This is a genomic window from Defluviicoccus vanus (assembly GCF_014672695.1).
GTDB lineage: Bacteria > Pseudomonadota > Alphaproteobacteria > Rhodospirillales > Defluviicoccaceae > Defluviicoccus > Defluviicoccus vanus.
The window spans coordinates 1,876,912-1,899,349 of sequence record NZ_CP053923.1 but is presented as its reverse complement, the minus strand read 5'-3'; the positions used below and the strand labels follow the sequence as shown (position 1 = coordinate 1,899,349).

Genomic DNA, 22,438 nt, shown 5'->3' with positions numbered 1-22,438 from the left:
CACCTTTCGTGAATCATAATGGGGACCTAGGGCGATGCGCTTTGCCGTCTGCTTGACGCTCGTGCCCGACCCGGAGACGATCGAGGTCGATCCTCTTTCCGGCGAGATCGACCCCGACCGGACGTTGCACATCCTCAACCCCGCCGATGCGGTTGCCCTCGAGCTTGCGCTGCGGTTGCGCGCCGAAGGCGATACGATATCCGCGCTGACGGTGGGCCCGGTGGACGCCGAGGCGGTGCTGCNNGACGCGCTCGCCGTCGGCGCCGACCGGGTGCTGCGATTGTGGGACGAGAGCCGCACCACCACCAAACCGGCAGTGACCTCGATACTGCTCGCTGCGGCGCTGCGGACGGAAGGCCTGCCCGACCTGGTTCTCTGCGGCTGGCGCAGCTTCGCCCGCGGCACGGGAAAGATCCCGGCGCTGCTGGGCGAATACCTCGACTGGCCGGTGGTCACCGATATTCTCCACCTGGAGATCCATGCGGCACAGGTTTACTTCCAGCGCCGCCTCGCCCGTGGCGGTCGATCGGAAGGGGAGGTGACGATGCCGGCGGTGCTCGCCATCACCGCCGAAAACATCCGTCTGCGTTACGCCAGCCTGCCGCGCTTGATGCAGGCGCGCCGTGCCACTATTCCCGTCCGCCATCTCCCCGACCTGGGGCTCTCGCCGCTCGACCTGAACTTTCCCGCTTCAACGGTGCACGCGGTGACGCCGCCGCGACCTCGGCCGCGCACGATCATGATCCCCTCGGGTGCGTTGCCACCGCACGAGCGCGTCGGTCAGATCATGTCGGCCGGCGTTGGCCGCAAGACGACGCAACTGGTGGAGGGAGAGCCGGAGGACTCGGCCGAGGCAATCCTCACCTTTCTCAAGAATCGCGGCTTCCTGGATCAGCCGGCATGAGGTGCCTGCTCGCTGAAATGACCGCCCCACAGGTGGCAGACGCCGTTACCTCTGGTATCACCACGGTCATTCTGCCGCTTGGCTCCACCGAACAGCACGGCCCGCACCTGCCGCTCGCCACCGACAGCATCCGCGCCACGGCACTCGCCGGTGGACTGGCGGCGGCGCTGCCCNGAACCCTGGTCGCGCCGGTGCTGCCGGTCGGTTGCTCCGATGAGCACACCGGCTTCCCGGGTCTCATCAGTCTCGACCACGAAACGCTGGCGCGGGTGATCGTCGATTGCGGCCGGCGTCTGGCCGGCTGGGGGTCCGACAGCTGGTCCTGCTATCGGCGCACGGGCAATGCCGCGGCGATCGAGATTGCGCGGACGCGCTTGCGCAATCAGGTGCCGGGACTGCAGGTGCGGGTGCTCGGCGGTTCGCCGGCGATGAGCCAGACACTGGCGGAAATCGCCGCGACGGATGGGATCACTCCGGAAGCGGTCGGACTGCATGCGGGGGAGGGCGAAACCTCGGAGATGCTGCACATCCACCCGGATCTGGTGCGGATGGATCGCGCCGCCGCCGGCTACACCGGCCCGATGCCGGCGGTGATGCCACAGCTACGGCGCGAGGGACTGCGGNGGGTAACGGCGAGTGGAACCCTGGGCGATCCGCGCGCCGCGTGTGCCCGCCGCGGTGCCGATTACCTGGCCACGCAGATCGAAAGCTTCCGCCGGATGCTGGCTGAGGAGGCGGACCTTTGATGCTGACCGAAACGACGCCGCAGATGCTTCTGCCGCCGGCAACAGTCGCCGCCACGCCGCCTGGCGTGTCGCGATGGCGGCTCGGTGGTGCGCGCTACACGTTGCCGCCGGGACTGTCGCTGATCCCGGAGCCGGACAACGGGNGGCTGCTGTTTGCGCTCCGGCCGCTGATGGCGATGCGGCTCAACGGTGAGGCCTTCGCTCTTCTCTCGGCGCTTGCCGCCGGCAGCACGACCGCGGCGGAGGCGGCAACGACGGCCGGGATAGCGGGCCCGGACGCTGCGGCATTTTTCGACCGGCTGGCCGGGCGCCGGCTGCTGCTGCGCCTGCCGCCGCCGCCCAATCACTGGCCGCAGGTATCAGTCATTATCGCCGCCCGTGGCCGCCACACGGCGACGCGGGCGTGCATCCAATCGCTGCTGGTGCTCGACTATCCGGCCGACCGGATTGAGATCATCGTCGTCGACGATGCCTCGGAACAGCCGTTGGCACCGGCGCTTGCCGGTCTGCCGATCCGCCTGATCCGCCTCGACCGCAACCTTGGCCAGTCGGCAGCGCGCAATCTTGCCGCGGCCGAGGCTGAGGGCGAACTGTTGGCGTTCATCGACAATGACTGTGTCGCCGACCCCGGCTGGCTGCGGACGCTGGTACCGTACCTAGAAGATCCGGCGCTCGCCATCGTCGGCGGCCGGGTGATCGCGCCGCCGCCAACCGGGCGGATCAGCGCCTTCGAGGCCGTCCGCTCACCGCTCGACATGGGGGCGATGGCAAGCCCGGTCGGACCCGACGAGGCCGTCGCCTATCTGCCCACTTGCAACTTCATCGTCCGCCGCGACACGTTGCTCGCCGTGGGTGGCTTCACCGCCAAGATGCGGCTGGGGGAGGACGTGGATTTCACGTGGCGGGTGTTGCGCAGCGGTGCCGGCGCTTGCTACGTGCCGGCCGGACAAATTACCCACTATCATCGTGAGCGCCTTGCCGCGTTGCTGCGCCGACGGGCGGATTACGGCTCGTCCGAGGCCGACCTGCAGCGTCGCCACCCAACGAGCCACCGGGTGCTGCCAATTCCGCGGCTCAGCCTCCTCGTACTGGCGGTGCTGACGACGCTGATCGCGGCATGGCCGATGGCGCTGGTGCTGGCGCCGTTGATCGCGGCTTTACTGGGACACGAAGTGATCAGCAAGCGGCGGCAGATCCGCCGCCTGGGTATCACGCTGCCGGTAACGCGTGTCGCTGCGGCGGTGCTGCGAGAGCATCTGGCTTCGATGCATGGCCTCAGTGCCAACGTCATTCGCTACTACGCTCTACCGCTGATCGGATTGGGCGCGCTGTGGCCGGCACTGTTGCCGGCAATGGCTGTCCTCCTCCTGTTTGCGCCGCTGATCGATCACGTTCGCTTGCAGCCGGCCTGTGGCCTGGGTGTGTTCGTCGGCCTCTACTGGCTGGAGATGGCCGCCTACCAGCTGGGCGTCTGGCGCGGTTGCTTGGCGCACCGGACGTTTGGTCCGCTATTGCCAATCTTGCACTGGAGCAAGTGAGCCATGGACCCTGGATAAGAACAACGATGCGCAAATCACTGCCGCCGGATGCGGTTTCGCCGCCGTCCGTCCGGCGGATCAGATGCCAATGGATTAGATAATCGACCCCCAACCATCAACCCCAGCAGGAGAGTCCCATGCGCAACGAATATGAAGTCCACTCGTCGACCACCGACACCGATCACCCAGCTGGCACTGATCACCCAGCCGTTGCTGCGACGGTTGCCGCCGCGCCCACCAAGGTGGCCGCCACGACCGGCAAACCTGCCGTGGTCGAAGAGGTCCTGATCGAAGAGGTCAGCATCGACGGCATGTGCGGCGTCTATTAGCGCCCATAGCGGGCGACAAGGGGAGGTTCGGTGATGGGCAGGCTTGACGGCAAGGTGGCCCTGATTACCGGTGCAGCCCGGGGCCAGGGCCGCGCGCACGCGATCGCCATGGGCGGCGCAGGCGCGGACATTGCCGCTCTCGATATTTGTCACGACCTCCCCTATCCCCGCTACTCACTCGCTAACGCCGATGACCTTGAGGAAACTGTCCGCCAAGTGGAAGCACTGGGCCGTCGGGCTCTCGCCCTCAAGGCCGACGTGCGCAGCGCTCGCGACATGGAAGCCGCCGTGAAGACGACGATCGAGCAGTTCGGCCAGATCGATATTCTCGTCTGCAACGCCGGCATCGCCGACATGGCTCTCACGTGGGACATCACCGAGGAGTGGTGGGACATCATGCTTGATGTCAACGTCAAAGGGCCCTGGCTGGCGATCAAGTATGCCGTCCCGCACATGATTGCCCGCAATCAAGGTGGGCGGATCCTGATCACCTCTTCCGTGGCGGGGCTGCGCGGTGAGCCGGGAATGTCTCACTACTGTGCCTCGAAATGGGCTGTCGTTGGTTTGGCCAAGAGTTTGGCGCAGGAGCTGTCGCCCTACAGCATCACCGTCAACACCCTGCACCCGACCGCGGTTAACACCGCGATCATCAGCGGGATGGCGAAAGCGGCAAGCATGCAAACCGAAGACCTGATCGATTTTATCTATACCGGCCACGCGCTGCCGGTGAAGCTGATCGAAGCCGCCGACGTGGCGAGCGCGGCGCTATGGCTTGCCTCTGACGAGGCGCGCTACGTCACCGGGCACACACTTAAAGTGGACGCAGGCAGGATGCTGAAATGAACCTCTCGACATGCTATCAGCTGACCGAAGGCGTGGCGATCCGTCCCGAACGCTTCGGCGGTTTGGTCTACAGCTATCACAGTCGGCAGCTGTACTTCTTGCATTCGCATGAGTTGGCTGATTTTGTCGGTGGCTTGAGCGGGGAGGAACCGCTTGCCGCGGCGTTGGAGACATTTCGCAGCCGCCGCAGCCTATCGCCCGAGGCCGGCGATGGCCTGCTCCGGTCGCTCGCGGCGCTGGAAAAATTGGGTCTGGTCGTTGCCGTTGGCGACTGATTGCGCTGGCTGAAGTGTTTGTCAGCCGTGGCGTTTTTCCCCCGCCGTGGTTCGCTAGCGCCTCGCCGTGAGGTGGTCCCTGTTCTCCGGACAATTTGGCGGCTTGGGTGATCTTGGCCCGGGTTTCTCCGACGCCACCGCGGCCGGTCGATCTTGACGGCGGCACCGTTTTTAGTTATGTTCTTTCTCTGTTCATAAAATGTTCTATAAAATGAGAAGGCAAGATGCGCTCGCCGTCAGCAGCCGCGCAACTGATGACGACGAAAGACGACAGATGACGACAGTTTCGCCCACCTCGGCATGGAAAACGTTGGGTCCCCACGGGTTGGCGGTTGTGAAGCCGCCTTTCTATCATCGCGCGACGGCCTGCTAACGGGTGTTGGCGCGGCCGTAGCAGGTGCCGGGGACCGGGGGCGGACGGAGTCGGCCGTTGCTTCGCGCCGGCGGATGGGGAGGATGGTTTGCACCGCCGTCGTCGTCATTGGCCCGAGCAGCAGCTCGGTCAAGTGGGTGCAGCCGTGCACGCCCTGCATCCGTGCCAGCACCTGTCGCCGCCAGCCGGGGCCGATCTGCAGCCCGACCAGGGTGGCGAACACCGAGGTGATGTCGCCGCAGATGTTGTAGGGGCCGCTNTCGGTGACCGCCTCCGCCGCCTGGACCATCAAGTCATCATCAAGGGTGAGGCGGATGTGCATCCGATGCAGTGGCTCGCCGGCAGCGATGCCGCCGCGATCGCGATCGTGGTTGGCGAAGGAGTAGGCTTTGCTGTCCTCCATCGTCCCCTCGATGTCCCACAGGCCGTCCGCACGGCGAAAGCCGCGGCAGATGATCTGCCGGGTGTGGACGAGGTCGCGCGCCGCCGCCTTGCTGAGGGTCCTCCTGGGGAGCGTGGTCGCTGTTACGGTTGGCCCGTCCGCTTCCGGCGTCCCCGATCCATCCATCGTTGCACTCATCTGCCTCATCCGTCCCGCGGCAGGTCGCCGAAGAGGCGCCGATGCCGCTGCAGTGCCTGCGCCTCGAACTGGCGATGCAGCAACCGCACCAGCTGGCCGAGGGAGACGATGCCCACCAGCCGCTGGCCGTCGAGCACCGGCAGATGCTCGACGCCGCGCGCCCGTAGCAGTTCGAGCGCATCCAGCGGCGTGTCGTCGGGCGCCAGCCAGTCGCGTCGTGGCTGCATTGCCGTTCGCGCCGGTGCGTCCAGCGTCGCCGTCGCCACGGCGTGGGCAACCTCGCGCAGGCCGAGCAGCCCCAGATAGCCGCCGTCGCCATCCACCACTGCCACCGCGTCGGCACCGCCCTCGACCAGAGCCACCGCCGCCGCTGCCACCGGCGCCTCGGCGACAACGGTAGGACAGCCGCCGTCGGCCACCAGGTGCGGAACGATGCTGAGGGCGATCAGCTCCGCTTCCAGCGGCACCTCTGGAGACGTGTCCTTTGGTGACGCTTCGGCGGTACTCATCTCATCCCTCTTTCGCCGCATCGCCAGCCTCGGTCGGCGGCATGATGCGGATGGCAGTGATCTGGTGCCGCTGCCGGCGCAGCACGCGGAAGGTGAAGCCCTCGATGCTGAACGCCTCGCCCGCTTCCGGGATCCGCCGCGCCTCGCGCAGCAGCAGGCCGGCGAGGGTCACCGCTTCCTCGTCCGGCAGCCGCCAGCCGAACTCACGGTTGATGTCGCGGATGGTCGCCGTTCCGGGAACGATGATGCTGCCGTCCGCCTCGCGCGTCGCACCCGGCACTGCTGGATCGTGCTCGTCGGCGATTTCACCGACGATCTCCTCAAGGATGTCTTCCAGGGTGACGATGCCCATCAGGCTGCCGTACTCGTCGACAACGTGGGCGAAGTGCTCATGACGCCGGCGGAAGGCCTGCAACTGGGCGTAGAGGGTGGTGGTGTCTGGGATGAACCAGGGCTTGCTGGCGAGGGCGGCGATGTCGAAGCCGCTTAGTTGCGAGGCATGCGCATGCACTGCCCGCAGCAGGTCCTTGGCGTGGACAACGCCGATCACGTTCTCCGGGCTGTCGCGCCAGAGGGGAAAGCGGGTGAAGGGACTCTCCAGCACCTGCGCCAGCACCGCCTCTGGTGGATCGTCGGCGTCGATCATGATCACGCTCTTACGATGTGTCATCACCTCGCCCACTTCCACCTGCGCCAGATCGAGGATGCTGTTGAGCATCGCTCCTTCCTGCAGCACACCGCTGGCCGCACCGGCATGGAGCATGATCGCCCCGCGCAATTCCGCCTCGCTGGCGTTGGGGCTGCTGCCACGGCGACGATCGATGCCGAAGGGGATCAGGGCGAAACGGACGAGCAGGTTGATGATAGCGGTGACCGGCAGCAGTAGCCGGACGATGAGATTGATCGCTGGTGCGACCCACAGCGCCACATGATTGGCGCGGCGGAAGGCATAGGTCTTCGGCATGATCTCGCCGAAAATCAGCACCAGAACGGTGAGCGAGACGGTGGCGTAAACGATCCCCACCTCGCCGAAAGCGACGATCAGGGCGCTGGTGGCCAGCGACGAGGCGAGAATGTTGACCAGCGTATTGCCGAGCAGGATCGCACCGAGAAACTGGTCGGTCCGGTTCTGCAGCCACTCCACCAGCAGTGCCCGGCGATTGCCGCTGGCACCGAGATGGTGCATCACCGGCCGTGAGGCGGCGGTCAGTGCAGTTTCCGAGGCGGAGAAGAAGGCCGAACACAGTAACAGGAAAGCGATAGCGGCGTAGATCATTGTGTTGCACGGCTCCTGCCGGCGACGGGCGAGGTCGACGATGGCGGTGCGGCCATCCTCCACTCGGTCCCCGTGTTCCCGGTCGTCGTGTTCCCGGTCGTCTTGTTTCGTGGCGCTATGGTCCCGGGTGTCATTTTATTCAGCCAAGGCATCTGCTAGCACGTCCTCCAACACCGCTGCCGGCACTTGGCGATCGAGAAAGGCCTCGCCGATCCGCCGCGCCAGGACGAAGGTCAGACGGCCGTCATGCACCTTCTTGTCACCCAGCATGTGCGCTATCAGGTCCTGCGGAGTCGCCCCGGTGAGCCAGTGCAGATCGCTCGGTAGCCCCACCGCAGCGAGGTGGCGGACGACACGTTCCACCTCGGCGCCGGCACAGTAGCCCAGCCGCCGCGACAGCTCGAATGCCAGCGCCATGCCAACCCCCACTGCCTCGCCGTGCAGCAGCGCGTCGCCGAAGCCGGTTGCCGCTTCCAGGGCGTGGGCGAAGGTATGGCCGAGATTGAGCAGGGCACGGACGCCGCCTTCGCGTTCGTCGGCGGCAACGATGGCCGCCTTGGCGGCACAGCTGACCTGCACCGCCTGGACGATTGCGTCCCGGTCGCCGGCGAGCAGTTCGGCGCCATGCGCCTCCAGCCAGGCGAAGAAGCCAGCGTCGCCGAGAAGGCCGTATTTGACCACTTCGGCATAACCGGCCCGCCGCTGCCGCGCCTCCAGGGTCGCAAGCGTGTCCACATCAATCAGCACCAGACGTGGCTGGTGGAACAGGCCGACCAGATTCTTGCCGTGCGCGGTGTTGATACCGGTCTTGCCACCCACCGAACTGTCCACCTGCGCCAGCAGCGTCGTCGGCACCTGGATGAAGTCGAGGCCGCGCAGCAGGATGCCGGCGGCAAAGCCGGTAAGGTCGCCAATGACGCCGCCGCCCAAGGCCAGCAGCGTCGTTCGCCGTTCCACCTTGAGCGCCAGCAGGCGCTCGCATAGCGCTTCCAGCTGGGTGAAGCTCTTGCTGCTTTCCCCGGCTGGCAGCACCACCGCCGCCCGGGTGATGCCGGCGGCTGCGAGCGATGCCTCCAGGCGGGCGAGATAGAGCGGGGCGACGTTGGCGTCGGTGACGATCACCACCCGCGGCTGCGGCAGCAACGGTGCCAGATGCTCGCCTGCCGCGTCGAGCAGGCCGGCGCCGATCAGGATATCATAGCTGCGCTCGCCGAGTTCCACCCGCAGCGGCTGCGGTTGNCGAAACCAGACCAGCAGCCCTACCACGTACCGCATCGACGCGCTGGTAGGCGTTACTGCCGTCGTTCACTCTTCGTCGTTCCCTTCTTTGCCGGCAAAATGGGCGGCGAGCGCCGCTTCAACCCGCTCGACCGTCTGTTCGATCGGGCCGTCGATGGTATCGACGATAAGGTCGGCCAAGGCATAGACCGGATAGCGAGCCGCCATCAGCGCCGCCAGGGTCGCCCGCGGGTCGCAGGTGTTCAGCAGCGGCCGATGGCGGCGACCGATCGTACGCTCTACCAGCACATCCAGTTCGGCGCGCAGCCAAACCGACAGCCCGCGATCGGCGATCGCCTGTCGTGTCACCGCGTCGAGGAAGGCTCCCCCGCCCGTCGCCAGCACCTTTGTGTCCTCGCTCAGAAGGCGTGCGATAGCACGGCGTTCCGCGTCACGAAAAGCCTGCTCACCGAATCGCTCGAAAATTTCCGGCACGTTAAGCCCCGTCGTGCGGACAATTTCCTCGTCCGCATCGACGAAAGGCAGCTCAAGCCGCTTTGCCAGACGCCGGCCCACACTGGTCTTGCCCGCCCCCATCAGGCCTACAAGAACAATGGTTCGCCGCGGTTTTGGCGCTGCGTTGCCTCGGGGAAGGCTGTTGGTTGTTGCCAGTCTGCCTCCGGTCGGTTGAAAGCCTGCCATTGCAGGGTCTAGTCTCCAGGCGGTTGCGCTCCGGCGCAAGCCTAGCAGAAATTCCGGGCCATGGGGCAGAGCCTTGCGCAACCGGACGGGCAAACCAAAGCATCGGGCGTTACCGGGGCGCGCCAGCAGCACACGCTTTATCCAGGGATGAACCCGCGCATGCATCCGCTTCTTCGCCTCGGACTCATTGTTCTCGTCGTCTTAGTCATCGCCGTCATCGGCGTCAGCCTTATGGTCGGCTTCGAGCCGCCGACACAGCATCTCGAACAGGTCATACCGAATGACCGCTTCCAGCGCTGAGCCACTGCCCGCAGCGCCACTGGGGGCAGGGGCGTGGCCGCGGTATGTGGAAGCGTATTTGGAGATGCTGGCAGCGGAACGCGCTGCCGCCCGAAACACGATCGAATCCTATCGTCATGACTTGGCGAGTTTCCACGCTTTTGCCCGGTCGCGGCGCGTTGCGCCAGAAACGGCGGATGCGGATCTGATCCGGCATTACCTCGGCGCCGAGGCCGGCAAGGGGATGTCGGCGCGGACCACAGCTAGGCGGCTATCGGTACTCAGGCAGTTTTTCCGCTTCCTGTTTGCCGAAGGGATCCGCGCCGACGATCCCACCTTGGTGGTCGACCGGCCGAAGCAGGGACGCGGCCTGCCCAAATACCTGAGCGAGGACGACGTCAGCCGGCTGCTGGCGGTGCCTGACACCGGCGGCGAGCCGGAGGCGAAGCGCCTGCGCGCCCTCCTCGAGATCCTCTACGCCACCGGCCTGCGGGTGTCGGAACTGGTGGGGCTGCCGCTTGCGGCACTGACACGTGACGGCCGCCTGCTCGCGGTGCGCGGCAAAGGTGGGAAGGAACGGCTGGTGCCGCTGACCGAGCCGGCACGTGCGGCGCTTGCCGACTACCTCGTTGCCCGCGATCGCTTCCTGCCGCCTGGCACTGGCGGGGCCGGCGCTCCGTCACCCTGGCTGTTCCCATCCCGCTCGCGTCAGGGGCATCTGACCCGCGCCCGCTTTGCCCAGCTGCTGAAGGAGGTGGCGATCGGCGCTGGCCTTGATCCCCGCCGCGTCTCGCCGCACGTGTTGCGCCATTCCTTCGCCAGCCACCTGCTTGCCCACGGTGCCGACCTGCGCAGCGTCCAACAGATGCTGGGTCACGCCGACATCGGCACGACGCAGATTTACACCCACATCCTGGAAGCGCGGCTGCGCGAGCTGGTCAATACGGCGCATCCGCTGGCGAAAGCGACGGGCGCGGCGACGACGGACTAGGCTCACGGCGCCAGCCCCGGACCGGTGCATAGCCGGCTGGGACCGCCATGGCGGCGGGGCGGTGCTGCGCCGCTAACGTCGACCGCTTTCGTCCCGTCGTCAGTCGTTGCCGCCGCGACTATTTTGCCGAATTATCCTTAAGCGACACTTGTCTATTGAGAAATAAACGTGTTTGGCGTATTTGGATCGACGAAGCCCGCGAGTAAAGATCCAGCAAGCAGGCACATCTTGACCGCGAGTTGCCGGTGTGTGTGGCAGAAGCCGGCGCAACCCTTTGTGTCCACCGGCGATGACAGCTACCATGGGTGCTTCAGCGAAACATAGACTGCAGTAAAGGGGAAATTACAGCGGTGACTATCAAGCAGACAGTCAGGCAGCTGATTTGGAAACTTGGCTATGATATATCCCGCTTTGACTCCGTATCAAGCCCGCTGGCGCGACGGCAGAAATTGTTGTTGTCTTATAAGGTAGATCTTATTTTAGACGTTGGTGCGAATACTGGGCAATTTGCGCAACAAATGCGGGATCTTGGCTTTCGCGGCAGGATAGTGTCATTCGAGCCTTTAGATTCTGCATATGCTGTATTGAAGCGTAATGCCTCGCACGATGCGCATTGGGCTGTCATCCAGTGTGCGCTGGGCGAAGAATCTTCCATCATGACGATTAATGTTTCTGCCAACTCATNNGCGAGTAGTTCCCTGCTCGATATGCATCCAGCCCACGCGAAAGCTGCTCCGGAAAAGCACTACATCGGCACAGAGGAGATCAACGTCCGGGCTCTTGATTCAATGTTTGGAGAGATATGTAGAGAAGAAAGTAATATTTATTTAAAAATAGATACGCAAGGATTTGAGCATAAGGTTATCAAGGGGGCTGAGGAGGCGATAACACATATAGACACTATACAAATCGAAATGTCGTTGGTGCCCTTATACGACGGTGGGCTGCAATTTTGCGAGATGGACGCACTTCTTGGCGAAAAAGGCTACAGGTTGGTATCCATTGAGCCTGTGTTTGCCGATCGCAGTACGGGCCAGCTATTGCAGGTGGACGGGATTTATCACCGGTTTTGAGTTTGTGGTGGACTATCGGTAAGCGTTTCTATCACCAAGCCTGATGCCGGTGATGGACGATCGCTCAGGCCGTGCAGAGGACAAGGCGCAACCTTCGCTTCATCGGCTTCGCCTTGCGGACATGGCCTTGACGTCGGCCGCAGGTGTCCCTTGACGGCTGGCCGATGCCACGGTTAGCGCCATGCCCTGTCGACGCCACCGCGCTGCCGGCTGCTGCCAAACGCACTTGCCAAGCGCGGCGGGAAAAGCGCTTATTCCTCCTGTCGGGTGAAGCCGCTGCCGTTGGCGACGGCTGTACGGTTTCTCTCGCCGCTTCGTGCACCGCAGCTTAAGCAAGGGCAATGCTGAAAGTCCGCATCATCCCCTGTCTCGATGTCAACGAAGGCCGCGTCGTCAAGGGCGTCAACTTCGTCAACCTGATCGACGCCGGCGATCCGGTCGAACAGGCGCGGATCTACGATCGCGCCGGCGCCGATGAACTCTGCTTCCTTGACATCACCGCCAGCCACGAAAACCGTGACACCATCTTCGACGTGGTCGGTCGCACCGCCGAGCAGTGCTTTATGCCGCTGACCGTTGGCGGCGGCGTCCGCACCCTCGAAGATATCCGCCGGTTGCTGCTGGCCGGTGCCGACAAGGTTTCGATCAACACCGCCGCGGTGCACCGACCGGAGTTCGTCGGCGAGGCGGCGGAGAAGTTCGGCTCCCAGTGCATCGTCGTCGCCATCGATGCGAAAGCCGTGGCACCAACACGATTCGAGGTTTTCACCCACGGCGGCCGCCGCCCCACCGGTCTCGATGCCGTCGCCTGGGCGAAGCGAATGACTGCCCTCGGTGCCGGTGAAATCCTCCTTACCTCCATGGACCGCGACGGCACCAAGATCGGTTTCGATCTGCCGCTGACCCGCGCCATTGCCGATGCGGTGACGGTGCCAGTGATTGCATCGGGTGGCGTCGGCACCCTCGATCATCTGGTGGAAGGCGTGCGCGACGGCCACGCTTCGGCGGTGCTTGCCGCTTCGATTTTTCATTTCGGCACCTTTTCGATCGCCGAAGCCAAGGCGCACATGCAGCGTGCGGGGCTTCCCGTGCGCATTGATGAAGGAAGATGATCCGGCATGGCCACAGATGTGTTTGATGCCACCGTCCTCGATCGCCTGTTCAAGACCATCGAGAGCCGCCGTGGCGCCGATCCCTCCAGTTCCTATACGGCGAAGCTTCTCAATAAGGGCCGGCACAAGATTGCCCGCAAGGTGGGCGAAGAGGCGATTGAGGTGATCGTCGCTGCCATCGACGAAACGCCGGAGCATGTGGCGGCTGAGAGTGCCGACGTGCTGTACCATCTGCTGGTGCTGTGGGCGGATGTGGGAGTGCGGCCGCGCGATGTCTGGGCGGCGCTGGCAGCGCGTGAGGGCATGTCGGGGATTGCGGAGAAAGCGGCCCGCAACAACAAGAACAACCAGCAAGCGGGAAAATGACCAGCGTGCACCGACGCGGCCGATGAGGGGAGACGAGCCATGAGCTATGATGACAGCAACATTTTCGCCAAGATCCTCCGCGGCGAGATCCCGTGCAAGAAGGTCTACGAGGATGATTACGCACTGGCCTTTCATGATCNNATCAACCCGGCGGCACCCACGCATGTACTGGTGATCCCCAAGGGCCCTTACGTCGCCCTGCAGGACATGACCCGCGACGCGTCGCTCGAGTTTGTCGGCGGCTTCTTCCGAGCAGTGGCCGAGGTGGCGGCGATCGTCGGGGCGATCGAACCCGGCTATCGCATCCTCGCCAACAACGGCGAGGACGCGCACCAGGAGGTGATGCACTTCCACGTCCACGTCTTCGCCGGCCGGCCGTTGGGGCCGATGCTGAAGCGCGTCGTATAGCGGCGGAGGAGCAACCGTGACCCCACCCGCCTCCCCGGACGTAGCGATGTGTGATGCCCGCGCCCTGCTCTCCAGCAAGCCGATCGCCGCCGTCGACCGGCTGATCCTGGCGCTGGACATTCCGAGCGTCGAAGAGGCGCGAGCGCTGGTGAGCCGGCTCGGGCCGTCGGTCACCTTCTACAAGATCGGCCTCGAACTGTTCATGGCTGGTGGCTACTTCGAGCTTCTCGACTGGCTGGCCGACCAGGGCAAGAAGGTCTTCGTCGATCTCAAGTTCTTCGACGTGCCGCAGACGGTGGGCTCCGCCGTCCGCCAGCTGGCGAAACGGCGGGCGACGCTTGCCACCGTCCACGGCAACGACGCAATTCTCGCTGCTGCCTGTGCCGAGAAGGGACCGCTCGGCATCCTCGCCGTCACCGTGCTCACCAGCCTCGACCAGGGCGACATGCAGGCGCTGGGATTTCAGGCCGACGTGCGGGCGGTGGTCCTTGGCCGCGCCCGGCGGGCACTGGCGCTGGGCTGTGACGGCATCGTCTCCTCCGGACTTGAGGTGAGCACTATCCGCCGCGAGTTGGGCGACAAACTGGTGGTCGTCGTTCCCGGCATCCGCCCGACCTTCAATCGCCCGGCGGACGACCAGAAGCGTACCGTCGATGTGGAGGACGCCTTCCTCGCCGGTGCCGACCATATCGTCATCGGCCGGCCGATCCGCGCCGCCGACGACCCGCGCGCCGCCGCTGAGGCGGTGCAGGAGCGCATCGCCCGGCTGTTTGCCGGCTGAACATCCAGCGTCCTGGCTATCAGCGCTTGGCGATAAACGTCGCGTGCAGCACCGGCGAAAAGGGGGATATAATTAAGAGTTGCCCCGCCGCCGGCAGGCCGACGTCATCCCTCGCCGCAGCGGCGGTCGGCGTAGTTGGGAGATCGGTGATGCTGTTTCCGCTTAAAATCGACTTTCAGAACATGGAAGCTTCGGAGTTCGTCACCGCCAAGGTGCGGCAACGCGCCGATAAGCTGGCGCAGATCCGCGAAGGCATCATGGGCTGCCACGTGACCGTGCAGGCCCCGCATCGTCATCATCACCGGGGCAATGTCTACTGCATCCGAATCGTCGCACAGGTTGCGGGGCGGACGCTGGTGGCGGGTCGCGAGTCCGGCCATGACCCGGCGCACACCGACGTTTATGTAGCGATTCGCGACGCCTTCAATGCGATCGAACGCCGGCTGATGACGTATACGAACCGCCGTCGCGGCGACGTCAAGCGGCACGCCGACGATGAGAGCGCGCTGATGCGAGCGAGCGCTGAGTAATCCCTGCTGTGGCAGGATCGGCCCGGGGACGCTGCGGTGGCCCCGGGTCGGCCGCGCCGCGATTGGCCCGGCGGCAGACAGCTTCCCGTTGCGATAAACGGGTCAGTGCACAATCTTTTCATGATCAGCAAAGGCGACGGTCGCGGCAAAGCCGAACCAAAGATGGCCCTGTGTGTGCTTAGGCAACGACCTAGCCGCAAACGACGGCGTCGAAACCAGCAGGAGGGAGTGCGCGTGAAAATCGAGCCGGTGGGACTCACCCATCTTAATCGGATGCTGAAGAACGAGATGACGGCGATTAATCAGTACTTTTTACATGCCCGCATGCTGAAGAATTGGGGCTTCGATCGCCTCGGCAAGCGTGTCTACGAGGAATCGATCGGTGAGATGCGTCACGCCGACAAGCTGATCGAACGAATCCTGTTCCTCGAAGGGCTGCCCAACCTACAGGATCTGGGCAAGCTTTTGATCGGCGAAGTCGTGGTCGAATGTCTGCAGTCGGACCTGCGGCTGGAGAGTGCTGCGCGCACCGACGTGCTGGCGGCAGTTGCCCATTTCGAATCGGTGCAGGACTACGTCTCGCGCGAAATCGCCGTCCGTATTCTCGAGGATGCCGAAGAGCACATCGATTTTCTCGAAACCGAACTTCAACTCGCCGAGATGGTGGGGCTGTCCAACTACCTGCAGAGCCAGATGACCAACCACGATAGCTGACGGTCGCGCTTGAAGGGGAGCGTCATCGCTCCCGGCGTCGAAAGGTTCAGATGTCGGTCAGCCGCACCCGCCGCTGCATCCGGCGGTGTCGCGGCCGTCATTTTCACCCAGAATATCGCAGATCAGATCGATGCAGGAGCCACAGCGCGGCTGACGATCCTTCGCGCGAAAAACATCGGCGCACCGCCGCGTCCCGGCCGCCGCGGCTGCGCGTATGTCACGATCGCTAATTCCAGCGCACAAACAAACGATCATCGACTATCTGTCCTCCAGGCAAAAGCGTGATTCAATCCTAATCGGGGCGGCTCCCGAAATCAATATGCAAGTAATAATCATTCTCATATTTTTGCGGGACGGTGCTTTGATGGCCACAGGATGGCCTGCCATCGCTCTCATGACGATGGCGCAGTCTGTCGTCGCGGACGCTCGTCTCGGCCCTGGCCCGGATCGCGAACCGTCCCGCGCGCAAACCCCGGCACCGGAAGCGCTATGCACTCGCTATCGAAGGCGAGAATGCAGGTCAAGGCGGCTTTCCTTTCCGGATCGATCCTCGCTAAATCCAGCCCCGCAGGATCGAGCGAGATCGAGGCTGGGCGTTCACGTGGGCGTGAGCGGGTTGGATTTCATCCCTGTTCCCCTTCGCGTTTCGGTTGGCAAGGGGCTTGAGGTTGACCGCACCGTCCACGGACCCTACACAGCAAATATCAATTGCAACGCGCCGACCAAATTTCGCTGGGGGCGATCATGTCGACCACTGTCAAGTATCCGTCGCTGTATCAGATCAATACCCGCGTCTGGTTGCGTGCGCTAAGCCAGCGACTCGGCCAGCCGGTGACACTGGCTAATGTACCGGATGCCGAGGTGGAGCAACTGGCGGCGCTCGGCGTCGATTGGATCTGGTTGCTGTCCGTTTGGCAGACGGGCGAGGCAGGCCGGACGGTCGCCCGCACCCGGCCGGATCTGCGCGAGGAGTATCGGCGCGTCCTGCCCGACCTCGACGAAAGCAAGGATGTGTGCGGCTCCGGCTTCGCCATCTCCGGCTATGTGGTCAGCGACCAGCTGGGCGGTCCGGCGGCGCTTGCCGCTTTCCGCGAGCGGCTGGCGGCGAAGGGGATGAAGCTGATGCTCGACTTCGTACCCAACCACACCGCGCCGGACCATCTGTGGGCCAAGACCAATCCTGACTATTTCGTCTTCGGCGGCAGCGAGGAAGACCTGCAGCGGACCCCCGGCAACTACCTGCGGGTCGAAACCAACAGCGGCAGCCGCATTTATGCCCACGGTCGCGATCCCTACTTCCCAGGCTGGCCCGATACGCTGCAGCTGAACTACGGCAATCCGGCGTTGCAGGAGGAACGCATTGCCGAACTCCTCGCCATCGCCGGCCAGTGCGATGGCGTGCGCTGCGATATGGCAATGCTTATCCTGCCGGACGTATTCCTGCGCACCTGGGGCATCAGCATGGAGCCCTTCTGGCCGCGGGCGATCGAAGCGGTGAAGGCCGCGCAACCCGACTTCACTTTCGTCGGCGAAGTGTACTGGGATCTGGAGTGGACGCTGCAGCAGCAGGGCTTCGATTTCTGCTACGACAAGCGGCTCTACGACCGGTTGCGTGGTCGTTATGCACGTCCGGTACGCGAACACTTGCTGGCCGAGCCGGCCTATCAGGCGAAGTTGGTCCGCTTTCTTGAAAACCACGACGAACCGCCGCGCGCCGCAGAGACGTTTTCCTGGCCGACGCACAAGGCTGCTGCCATCGTCACCTATTTCGGCATCGGCCTGCGCTTCTTTCATCAGGGGCAGTTCGAGGGCTACCGCGTCCACATCCCGATGGAGCTTTGCCGTGGGCCGGATGAGCCGGTCGACGAGACCATCCACGCATTCTACCTGACGGTGCTGCGGGCGCTGACTGATCCCTTGTTCCGCAGCGGCCACTGGCTGCGCCTTGATCCGTTTCCGGCCTGGGCCGGCAACTGGACCTGCGACAACTTCATCGCCTTTGCTTGGCAGAGCGATGATGGAGAACGCGCCCTCGTCGTCGTCAACTACGAGGACAGCCAGGGCCAGTGCCATCTGCGCCTGCCCTTTGCCGACCTGGCACGGCGTCGGGTGCGGCTGACCGACATGCTCGGCGAAGAGGTTTATGAACGGGACGGCTCGGCGCTCCTCGACCCTGGCCTCTACGTGGATCTGGGGGCGTGGGGCTACAACGTGTTCAAGATCGGCGAAGTCCCGTGAACCAGGCGGCGAGCCGGCGCAGCAGTGTGCTGCATCGGCGGGCACCGCCGATCATCCTGGGCGTCGCCGTGTTCGTCATGGCTGTGTTCGTCAGCGTCGTCTTCGATGCGAACGTCCACGCGGCCGAGCCGCCGGTTACCACCACCAGTTCGGCCGATGTGACCATCTTCTCTGTCGCCTTCGCCGACTGTACGGCGCGGCTGATTCGCCAGGCCGGCGAGGCAGTCCTCACCTACGAGAATGCCTGTCATCAGGAGCTGGACACGAAGGTGGCAACGCTCGCCCGCATGCTGGATGCGGCGCTGCCGGGGCGGCTCGATCGTGCCGACGGGGCGATGCTCCGGGTGGCGAGTCTGGCAGAGACGTTCCCTGAGTTCGCCAAGCGGCTGGCGCAGGCGGCCTCCCGTTCGCCGGAGTGGTATGGCGAGCGGGCCAAACGCGATCCGGGCTTCGGCAATCCGCTGGTGGTAAAGGTTGCCAACACCACTCCCATCTACCGCGAACTGCAGGAGGCGCTGCGGCCGCTCGATCTGCGGGTCCAGTTGGTGCGGGTGGCCAATGTGCAGGTGGCGCTGCCGGCAGACACGCCCTTCCGGTTCTGGCTCGCCGATCGCGGCGTCAATCCGCGCGAGCAGGTACCCTTTGATGCCGAGGCCTGGTTCCGCGTCGCCCAATAATAGTCGGCGCCGATGATCGGCGGGGCTTGACCCGGCCGGCGGCTACCGGCACCTATGCGCCATGCGCATCTTTCGCCATTACCAGAATCTGCCGAACGATGTCCGCGGCGCGGTGGTCGCCATCGGCAACTTCGACGGCGTGCATCTCGGCCATCGCGAGGTGATCGGCGAGGCAGGCCGGATCGCCCGCGCCAACGGCCGGCTGTGGGCGGTGCTGACCCTGGAGCCGCACCCACGGCAGGTGTTTCAACCGGATATTGCCCCGTTCCGACTGACGCCCTTGCCGGTGAAGGCGCGGCTGATCGAAAGCCTCGGCGTCGATATCTTTGCCGTCCTCCCCTTCGACCGCGAGTTCGCCAAGCTCAGCGCACGCGCCTTCGTCGAGACGGTGATCGTCGGCGGCCTGGGAGCGACGCACGTAGTCTGCGGCCACGACTTCGCCTTCGGCCATGGCCGCCGCGGCACGCCGGAGATGCTGCTGTGGATGGGCGACGAATTTGATTTCGGCTTTACCTGCGTTCCCGAGGTGCGCGACGGCGCCGCCGAGCCCTATTCGTCGACGCGGGTGCGCGAATATTTGCGCAATGCTGACCCGGCGGCAGCGGCGCGGCTGCTCGGTCGTGACTTCGAGATCGAGGGCACAGTGGTTGCCGGAGAACGGCGTGGCCGGGAACTGGGCTACCCCACCGCCAACGTCGAGCTGGACGATTATCTGCGGCCGGCCTTCGGCATCTATGCGGTGCAGGCTGGCTGGGAGGAGGGGGCGGATGCACNNTGGCGCGACGCCGTGGCCAACCTCGGCATTCGCCCGACCTTTCAGGCAGCCGAGCCGCTGCTGGAGGTGCATGTCTTCGATTTTGCGGGCGACCTTTACGGCCGGACGCTGACCACCCGGTTCATCGATTATCTGCGGCCGGAAAAGAAATTTGACGGCATCGAGCCGTTGCGGGCACAAATGGCCGAGGATTGCGCGCGTGCGCGGCTGCGGCTGGCGACGTTGGATGCCTCAGGGGATGCCCCGGCGCGGCTCCGCGTCGGCGGCTCGTGAGCGCCCGCCGCAGCCGATCCCAAATGCAAGGCGGACGTGGATGACAGGCACGTGGATTATAAATCAACCGTAATTCTTCCGCGCACCGACTTCCCGATGAAGGCGGATCTGCCGCGGCGCGAGCCCGACCTGCTCAGTCGGTGGCAGGCGATGGATCTCTACCACCGTCAGCGTGATGCCGCGCGCGGCCGGCCGAAGTTCGTTCTCCACGACGGTCCGCCCTACGCCAACGGCCATCTGCACATCGGTCACGCGCTGAACAAGATCCTCAAGGACGTGATCAACCGGGCGCAGCAGATGCTGGGCAAGGATGCCAATTACGTTCCCGGCTGGGACTGTCACGGCCTGCCGATTGAGTGGAAGATCGAGGAGAAGTATCGCGCCGCCGGCCGCAACAAGGACGAGGTGCCGATCGATCAGTTCCGTAAGGAATGCCGCGAGTTTGCCGGCCGCTGGATCGACGTGCAGCGTGAGGAGTTCAAGCGGCTCGGCGTCATCGGCGACTGGGACCATCCCTACGCGACGATGAGCTTTGCCGCCGAAGCGGCGATCGTCCGTGAACTCGGCAAGTTCCTGATGAACGGTGCCCTGTTCAAGGGGGCGAAACCGGTGCTGTGGTCGGTGGTGGAGCGCACGGCGCTGGCCGAGGCCGAACTCGAATACTACGACCACACCTCGACGACGATCTTCGTTCGCTTTCCGGTGGCAGAGCCGTCGCGGGCGACGCTCGCCGATGCCGAGGTGGTCATCTGGACGACGACGCCGTGGACCATCCCCGGCAACCGTGCCATCGCCTACGGCGCCGGCTTCGACTATGCGATCATCGAGGTCAACGACGTCGAGGAGGATTCGGTGCTGAAGCCGGGTGACCGGCTGGTGATCGGTCGCGAGCTGTTGCCGTCGGTGGCGGCGGCAACGCGCCTTCGCAGTTATCGGACGGTGGATGAACTGACCGGCGATGAACTGGCTGGAACCATCTGCCGCCACCCCTTGCACGCCGGTGGCTACGCCTTTCCGGTGCCGCTGCTTCCCGCTGACTTCGTCGATCTGGCGACGGGCAGCGGCTTCGTGCACATCGCTCCCGGCCACGGCACCGACGACTGGGAGCTTGGCGTCCGACACAACGTTCCCGTTCCGGACACGGTGGGCGCCGATGGCGCATTCCTGCCGCAAGTGCCGCTGTTCGCCGGCCACCGGGTGCTGACCGAGTATGGCAAGGAGGGTGACGCCAATCGGGTGGTGATCGAAGCGCTCACTGCGGCCGGCAAGCTCCTGGCGTCCGCCAAGCTGGTGCATAGCTATCCGCATTCCTGGCGCTCGAAGGCGCCCTTGATCTTCCGCAATACGCCGCAATGGTTCATTGCCATGGAGCGCACCGGATTGCGGGCGAAGGCGCTGGAAGCGATCGACGAGACCCGCTTCATCCCCGATAGCGGCTACAACCGGTTGCGCGGCATGATGGAGACGCGGCCGGACTGGTGCGTTTCGCGCCAGCGGGCTTGGNGAGTGCCGATCACCGTCTTCGTCGATAAGGCCTCGGGCGAGCCGCTGCGTGACCAGCGCGTGATCGACCGCATCGCCGCCGCCGTCGCCGCCGAGGGCGCCGATGCTTGGTTCACCTCCGATCCTGCCCGCTTCCTCGCCCCGGACTACGACCCGGCCGCCTATGAGCAGGTGTTCGATATCCTCGATGTCTGGTTTGACTCCGGCTGCACCCACGCTTTCGTTCTCGAGCCCAACCCCGACTTGGCGTGGCCAGCGTCGCTCTATCTCGAAGGCTCCGACCAGCACCGCGGCTGGTTTCATTCGTCGTTGCTGGAGTCTTGCGGCACGCGCGGCCGCGCCCCTTACGATGCGGTGCTCACCCACGGCTTCGTCATGGGCGAAGACGGGCAGAAGATGTCGAAGTCGCTCGGCAACATCGTCGCCCCGCAGGATGTGGTGGACAAACACGGTGCTGACGTGTTGCGGCTGTGGGTGGTGGGGTCCGACTATGCCGAGGACCTGCGCATCGGGCCTGAGATCCTGAAGCAGAACGCCGACATCTATCGCCGCTTTCGCAACACCTTCCGCTATCTGCTCGGCAACCTGAACGGCTTCGATCCGCGGCAGCGGTTGCCGTATGCCGAGATGCCGGAGCTGGAGCGCTGGGTGCTGCACCGACTCTCGGAATTGGATCGGGAACTGCGTCAGGCCTGTGCCGATCTGCAGTTTCATCCCATCTTTGCCGAGTTGCACACCTTCTGTGCCGTTGATCTCTCGGCCTTTTATTTCGACGTGCGCAAGGACAGCCTCTACTGCGATGCGCGCGATTCCCTCCGCCGCCGCGCCGCCTGTACCGTGCTCGAAGCGCTGTTCGATTGCCTGACCGCCTGGCTCGCGCCGTTCCTCTGTTTCACTGCCGAGGAGGCTTGGCTCGCCCGCCATCCCGGCGACGGGGAGAGCGTGCATCTGCGGCAGTTCCCGACGATAGCCGACGAGTGGCGCGACGACACGCTGGCGGGTAAGTGGGTGATCCTGCGCCGGCTGCGTCGGGTGGTCACTGGCGGGCTCGAGCGGGAGCGGGCGGCGAAGCGANTCGGCTCCAGCCTGCAGGCGCACGCCATCGTCTATGCCGACACCGACTACCACCAGGCAGCGGTCGATGTGGATCTGGCCGAACTGTTCATCACCTCGGGGGCAACCCTGCGCGAAGGCCTCGGTCCCGATGGCGCCTTTCGCCTCGACGATGTGACCGGCGTCTGCGTCGAGGTGACTGCGGCGGCCGGCGAGAAATGCGAGCGCTGTTGGCAGGTGCTGTCCGACGTGGGCACGAATCCCGGCCATCCGTCGCTGTGCGGTCGCTGTGCCGATGCGGTCGAGAGCCAGCTCCGGGCGGCGGAATGACGGCACGATCGCCGGACTCTGCCCCGTTGGCGGCGTCGATGG

25 protein-coding genes are annotated in these 22,438 nt (G+C 64.7%); 19 read left to right on the top strand and 6 right to left on the bottom strand.

What is annotated here, in order from left to right:
• The first annotated feature begins 34 nt into the window (after window positions 1-34).
• From HQ394_RS08645 to mftB, 6 genes are all read left to right on the top strand, one after another.
• Window positions 35-904, top strand: coding sequence for an electron transfer flavoprotein subunit beta/FixA family protein (locus HQ394_RS08645; protein WP_223291966.1), 870 nt, complete (start codon window positions 35-37; stop codon window positions 902-904).
• Complete coding sequence (locus tag HQ394_RS08640; RefSeq protein WP_223291965.1) at window positions 901-1,650, top strand: creatininase family protein; 750 nt, start codon at window positions 901-903, stop codon at window positions 1,648-1,650. Before HQ394_RS08645 ends, HQ394_RS08640 begins: the two co-directional genes overlap by 4 nt.
• Window positions 1,650-3,188 carry a mycofactocin biosynthesis glycosyltransferase MftF gene (gene mftF / locus HQ394_RS08635; protein ID WP_190262892.1) on the top strand — a complete coding sequence of 513 codons (1,539 nt, stop codon included), beginning with the start codon at window positions 1,650-1,652 and terminating at the stop codon, window positions 3,186-3,188. The genes HQ394_RS08640 and mftF overlap by 1 nt, the downstream gene beginning before the upstream one ends.
• Window positions 3,189-3,325: 137 nt before the next feature.
• The gene (mftA, locus tag HQ394_RS08630; RefSeq protein WP_190262891.1) at window positions 3,326-3,517 is read left to right on the top strand and encodes a mycofactocin precursor MftA; all 192 of its coding nucleotides are present in this window, start codon (window positions 3,326-3,328) and stop codon (window positions 3,515-3,517) included.
• Window positions 3,518-3,550: 33 nt separating this feature from the next.
• Window positions 3,551-4,360 carry a mycofactocin-coupled SDR family oxidoreductase gene (locus HQ394_RS08625; protein WP_190262890.1) on the top strand — a complete coding sequence of 270 codons (810 nt, stop codon included), beginning with the start codon at window positions 3,551-3,553 and terminating at the stop codon, window positions 4,358-4,360.
• The gene (mftB, locus tag HQ394_RS08620) at window positions 4,357-4,635 is read left to right on the top strand and encodes a mycofactocin biosynthesis chaperone MftB (protein WP_190262889.1); all 279 of its coding nucleotides are present in this window, start codon (window positions 4,357-4,359) and stop codon (window positions 4,633-4,635) included. Before HQ394_RS08625 ends, mftB begins: the two co-directional genes overlap by 4 nt.
• Window positions 4,636-4,871: 236 nt before the next feature.
• Here mftB and HQ394_RS08615 read toward each other — a convergent pair whose 3' ends face one another.
• The 5 genes from HQ394_RS08615 to HQ394_RS08595 form a co-directional block, all read right to left on the bottom strand.
• Entirely contained in the window at window positions 4,872-5,576 is a 705-nt protein-coding gene (locus HQ394_RS08615) for a DUF2889 domain-containing protein (RefSeq protein ID WP_190263219.1), read from the bottom strand.
• 17 nt (window positions 5,577-5,593) lie between these two features.
• Complete coding sequence (locus tag HQ394_RS08610; RefSeq protein WP_190262888.1) at window positions 5,594-6,097, bottom strand: CBS domain-containing protein; 504 nt, start codon at window positions 6,095-6,097, stop codon at window positions 5,594-5,596.
• Between the two features lies 1 nt (window position 6,098).
• Window positions 6,099-7,436, bottom strand: a complete 1,338-nt coding sequence (locus HQ394_RS08605; RefSeq protein WP_223291963.1) for an HlyC/CorC family transporter — start codon at window positions 7,434-7,436, stop codon at window positions 6,099-6,101.
• Between the two features lie 72 nt (window positions 7,437-7,508).
• Complete coding sequence (aroB, locus tag HQ394_RS08600; RefSeq protein WP_190262887.1) at window positions 7,509-8,648, bottom strand: 3-dehydroquinate synthase; 1,140 nt, start codon at window positions 8,646-8,648, stop codon at window positions 7,509-7,511.
• Between the two features lie 30 nt (window positions 8,649-8,678).
• Complete coding sequence (locus tag HQ394_RS08595; RefSeq protein ID WP_190262886.1) at window positions 8,679-9,293, bottom strand: shikimate kinase; 615 nt, start codon at window positions 9,291-9,293, stop codon at window positions 8,679-8,681.
• Window positions 9,294-9,353: 60 nt separating this feature from the next.
• Here HQ394_RS08595 and HQ394_RS08590 point away from each other — a divergent pair, with 60 nt between their 5' ends.
• The 9 genes from HQ394_RS08590 to bfr all read left to right on the top strand — a co-directional run bounded on the left by HQ394_RS08590 (window position 9,354) and on the right by bfr (window position 15,547).
• Window positions 9,354-9,593, top strand: a complete 240-nt coding sequence (locus HQ394_RS08590) for a hypothetical protein (protein WP_190262885.1) — start codon at window positions 9,354-9,356, stop codon at window positions 9,591-9,593.
• Window positions 9,574-10,563 carry a site-specific tyrosine recombinase XerD gene (locus HQ394_RS08585; RefSeq protein WP_190262884.1) on the top strand — a complete coding sequence of 330 codons (990 nt, stop codon included), beginning with the start codon at window positions 9,574-9,576 and terminating at the stop codon, window positions 10,561-10,563. The genes HQ394_RS08590 and HQ394_RS08585 overlap by 20 nt, the downstream gene beginning before the upstream one ends.
• A 305-nt stretch (window positions 10,564-10,868) precedes the next feature.
• Window positions 10,869-11,636: an FkbM family methyltransferase gene (locus tag HQ394_RS08580; RefSeq protein ID WP_456151505.1), complete on the top strand. Its 768-nt coding sequence runs from the start codon at window positions 10,869-10,871 to the stop codon at window positions 11,634-11,636.
• A 341-nt stretch (window positions 11,637-11,977) separates the two neighbouring features.
• The gene (gene hisF, locus HQ394_RS08575; protein WP_190262882.1) at window positions 11,978-12,748 is read left to right on the top strand and encodes an imidazole glycerol phosphate synthase subunit HisF; all 771 of its coding nucleotides are present in this window, start codon (window positions 11,978-11,980) and stop codon (window positions 12,746-12,748) included.
• Window positions 12,749-12,754: 6 nt separating this feature from the next.
• On the top strand, window positions 12,755-13,114 hold the full coding sequence (locus HQ394_RS08570; protein ID WP_190262881.1) for a phosphoribosyl-ATP diphosphatase: 360 nt from the start codon (window positions 12,755-12,757) through the stop codon (window positions 13,112-13,114).
• A gap of 39 nt (window positions 13,115-13,153) precedes the next feature.
• On the top strand, window positions 13,154-13,522 hold the full coding sequence (locus HQ394_RS08565; protein ID WP_190262880.1) for a histidine triad nucleotide-binding protein: 369 nt from the start codon (window positions 13,154-13,156) through the stop codon (window positions 13,520-13,522).
• 46 nt (window positions 13,523-13,568) lie between these two features.
• Entirely contained in the window at window positions 13,569-14,303 is a 735-nt protein-coding gene (pyrF, locus tag HQ394_RS08560) for an orotidine-5'-phosphate decarboxylase (RefSeq protein WP_190263217.1), read from the top strand.
• A gap of 149 nt (window positions 14,304-14,452) precedes the next feature.
• Entirely contained in the window at window positions 14,453-14,833 is a 381-nt protein-coding gene (locus tag HQ394_RS08555) for an HPF/RaiA family ribosome-associated protein (RefSeq protein WP_223292071.1), read from the top strand.
• Window positions 14,834-15,067: 234 nt separating this feature from the next.
• Window positions 15,068-15,547 (top strand): bacterioferritin, encoded by a 480-nt coding sequence (gene bfr / locus HQ394_RS08550; RefSeq protein ID WP_223292070.1) that lies wholly within the window; start codon window positions 15,068-15,070, stop codon window positions 15,545-15,547.
• 57 nt (window positions 15,548-15,604) lie between these two features.
• Here the strand turns inward: bfr and HQ394_RS21130 are convergent, their stop codons facing one another.
• Window positions 15,605-15,802, bottom strand: coding sequence for a (2Fe-2S)-binding protein (locus HQ394_RS21130; RefSeq protein ID WP_190262878.1), 198 nt, complete (start codon window positions 15,800-15,802; stop codon window positions 15,605-15,607).
• 489 nt (window positions 15,803-16,291) lie between these two features.
• Between HQ394_RS21130 and HQ394_RS08540 the strand changes: the two genes are divergently transcribed.
• From HQ394_RS08540 to ileS, 4 genes are all read left to right on the top strand, one after another.
• On the top strand, window positions 16,292-17,785 hold the full coding sequence (locus HQ394_RS08540) for an alpha-amylase family glycosyl hydrolase (protein ID WP_190262877.1): 1,494 nt from the start codon (window positions 16,292-16,294) through the stop codon (window positions 17,783-17,785).
• Window positions 17,782-18,462 (top strand): hypothetical protein, encoded by a 681-nt coding sequence (locus HQ394_RS08535; RefSeq protein ID WP_190262876.1) that lies wholly within the window; start codon window positions 17,782-17,784, stop codon window positions 18,460-18,462. Before HQ394_RS08540 ends, HQ394_RS08535 begins: the two co-directional genes overlap by 4 nt.
• A gap of 61 nt (window positions 18,463-18,523) precedes the next feature.
• Window positions 18,524-19,510, top strand: coding sequence for a bifunctional riboflavin kinase/FAD synthetase (locus HQ394_RS08530; RefSeq protein WP_190262875.1), 987 nt, complete (start codon window positions 18,524-18,526; stop codon window positions 19,508-19,510).
• Window positions 19,511-19,606: 96 nt separating this feature from the next.
• Entirely contained in the window at window positions 19,607-22,396 is a 2,790-nt protein-coding gene (ileS, locus tag HQ394_RS08525; protein ID WP_223292069.1) for an isoleucine--tRNA ligase, read from the top strand.
• Window positions 22,397-22,438: the final 42 nt, after the last annotated feature.

Coding starts and splice junctions, on each gene's coding strand:
- HQ394_RS08625 (WP_190262890.1), top strand. CDS start 3,551: ATGGGCAGGCTTGACGGCAAGGTGGCCCTGATTACCGGTGCAGCCCGG.
- HQ394_RS08540 (WP_190262877.1), top strand. CDS start 16,292: ATGTCGACCACTGTCAAGTATCCGTCGCTGTATCAGATCAATACCCGC.
- mftA (WP_190262891.1), top strand. CDS start 3,326: ATGCGCAACGAATATGAAGTCCACTCGTCGACCACCGACACCGATCAC.
- hisF (WP_190262882.1), top strand. CDS start 11,978: ATGCTGAAAGTCCGCATCATCCCCTGTCTCGATGTCAACGAAGGCCGC.
- HQ394_RS21130 (WP_190262878.1), bottom strand. CDS start 15,802: ATGATCGTTTGTTTGTGCGCTGGAATTAGCGATCGTGACATACGCGCA.
- HQ394_RS08595 (WP_190262886.1), bottom strand. CDS start 9,293: ATGGCAGGCTTTCAACCGACCGGAGGCAGACTGGCAACAACCAACAGC.
- HQ394_RS08610 (WP_190262888.1), bottom strand. CDS start 6,097: ATGAGTACCGCCGAAGCGTCACCAAAGGACACGTCTCCAGAGGTGCCG.
- HQ394_RS08585 (WP_190262884.1), top strand. CDS start 9,574: ATGACCGCTTCCAGCGCTGAGCCACTGCCCGCAGCGCCACTGGGGGCA.
- HQ394_RS08570 (WP_190262881.1), top strand. CDS start 12,755: ATGGCCACAGATGTGTTTGATGCCACCGTCCTCGATCGCCTGTTCAAG.
- HQ394_RS08555 (WP_223292071.1), top strand. CDS start 14,453: ATGCTGTTTCCGCTTAAAATCGACTTTCAGAACATGGAAGCTTCGGAG.
- pyrF (WP_190263217.1), top strand. CDS start 13,569: ATGTGTGATGCCCGCGCCCTGCTCTCCAGCAAGCCGATCGCCGCCGTC.
- HQ394_RS08590 (WP_190262885.1), top strand. CDS start 9,354: ATGGGGCAGAGCCTTGCGCAACCGGACGGGCAAACCAAAGCATCGGGC.
- mftB (WP_190262889.1), top strand. CDS start 4,357: ATGAACCTCTCGACATGCTATCAGCTGACCGAAGGCGTGGCGATCCGT.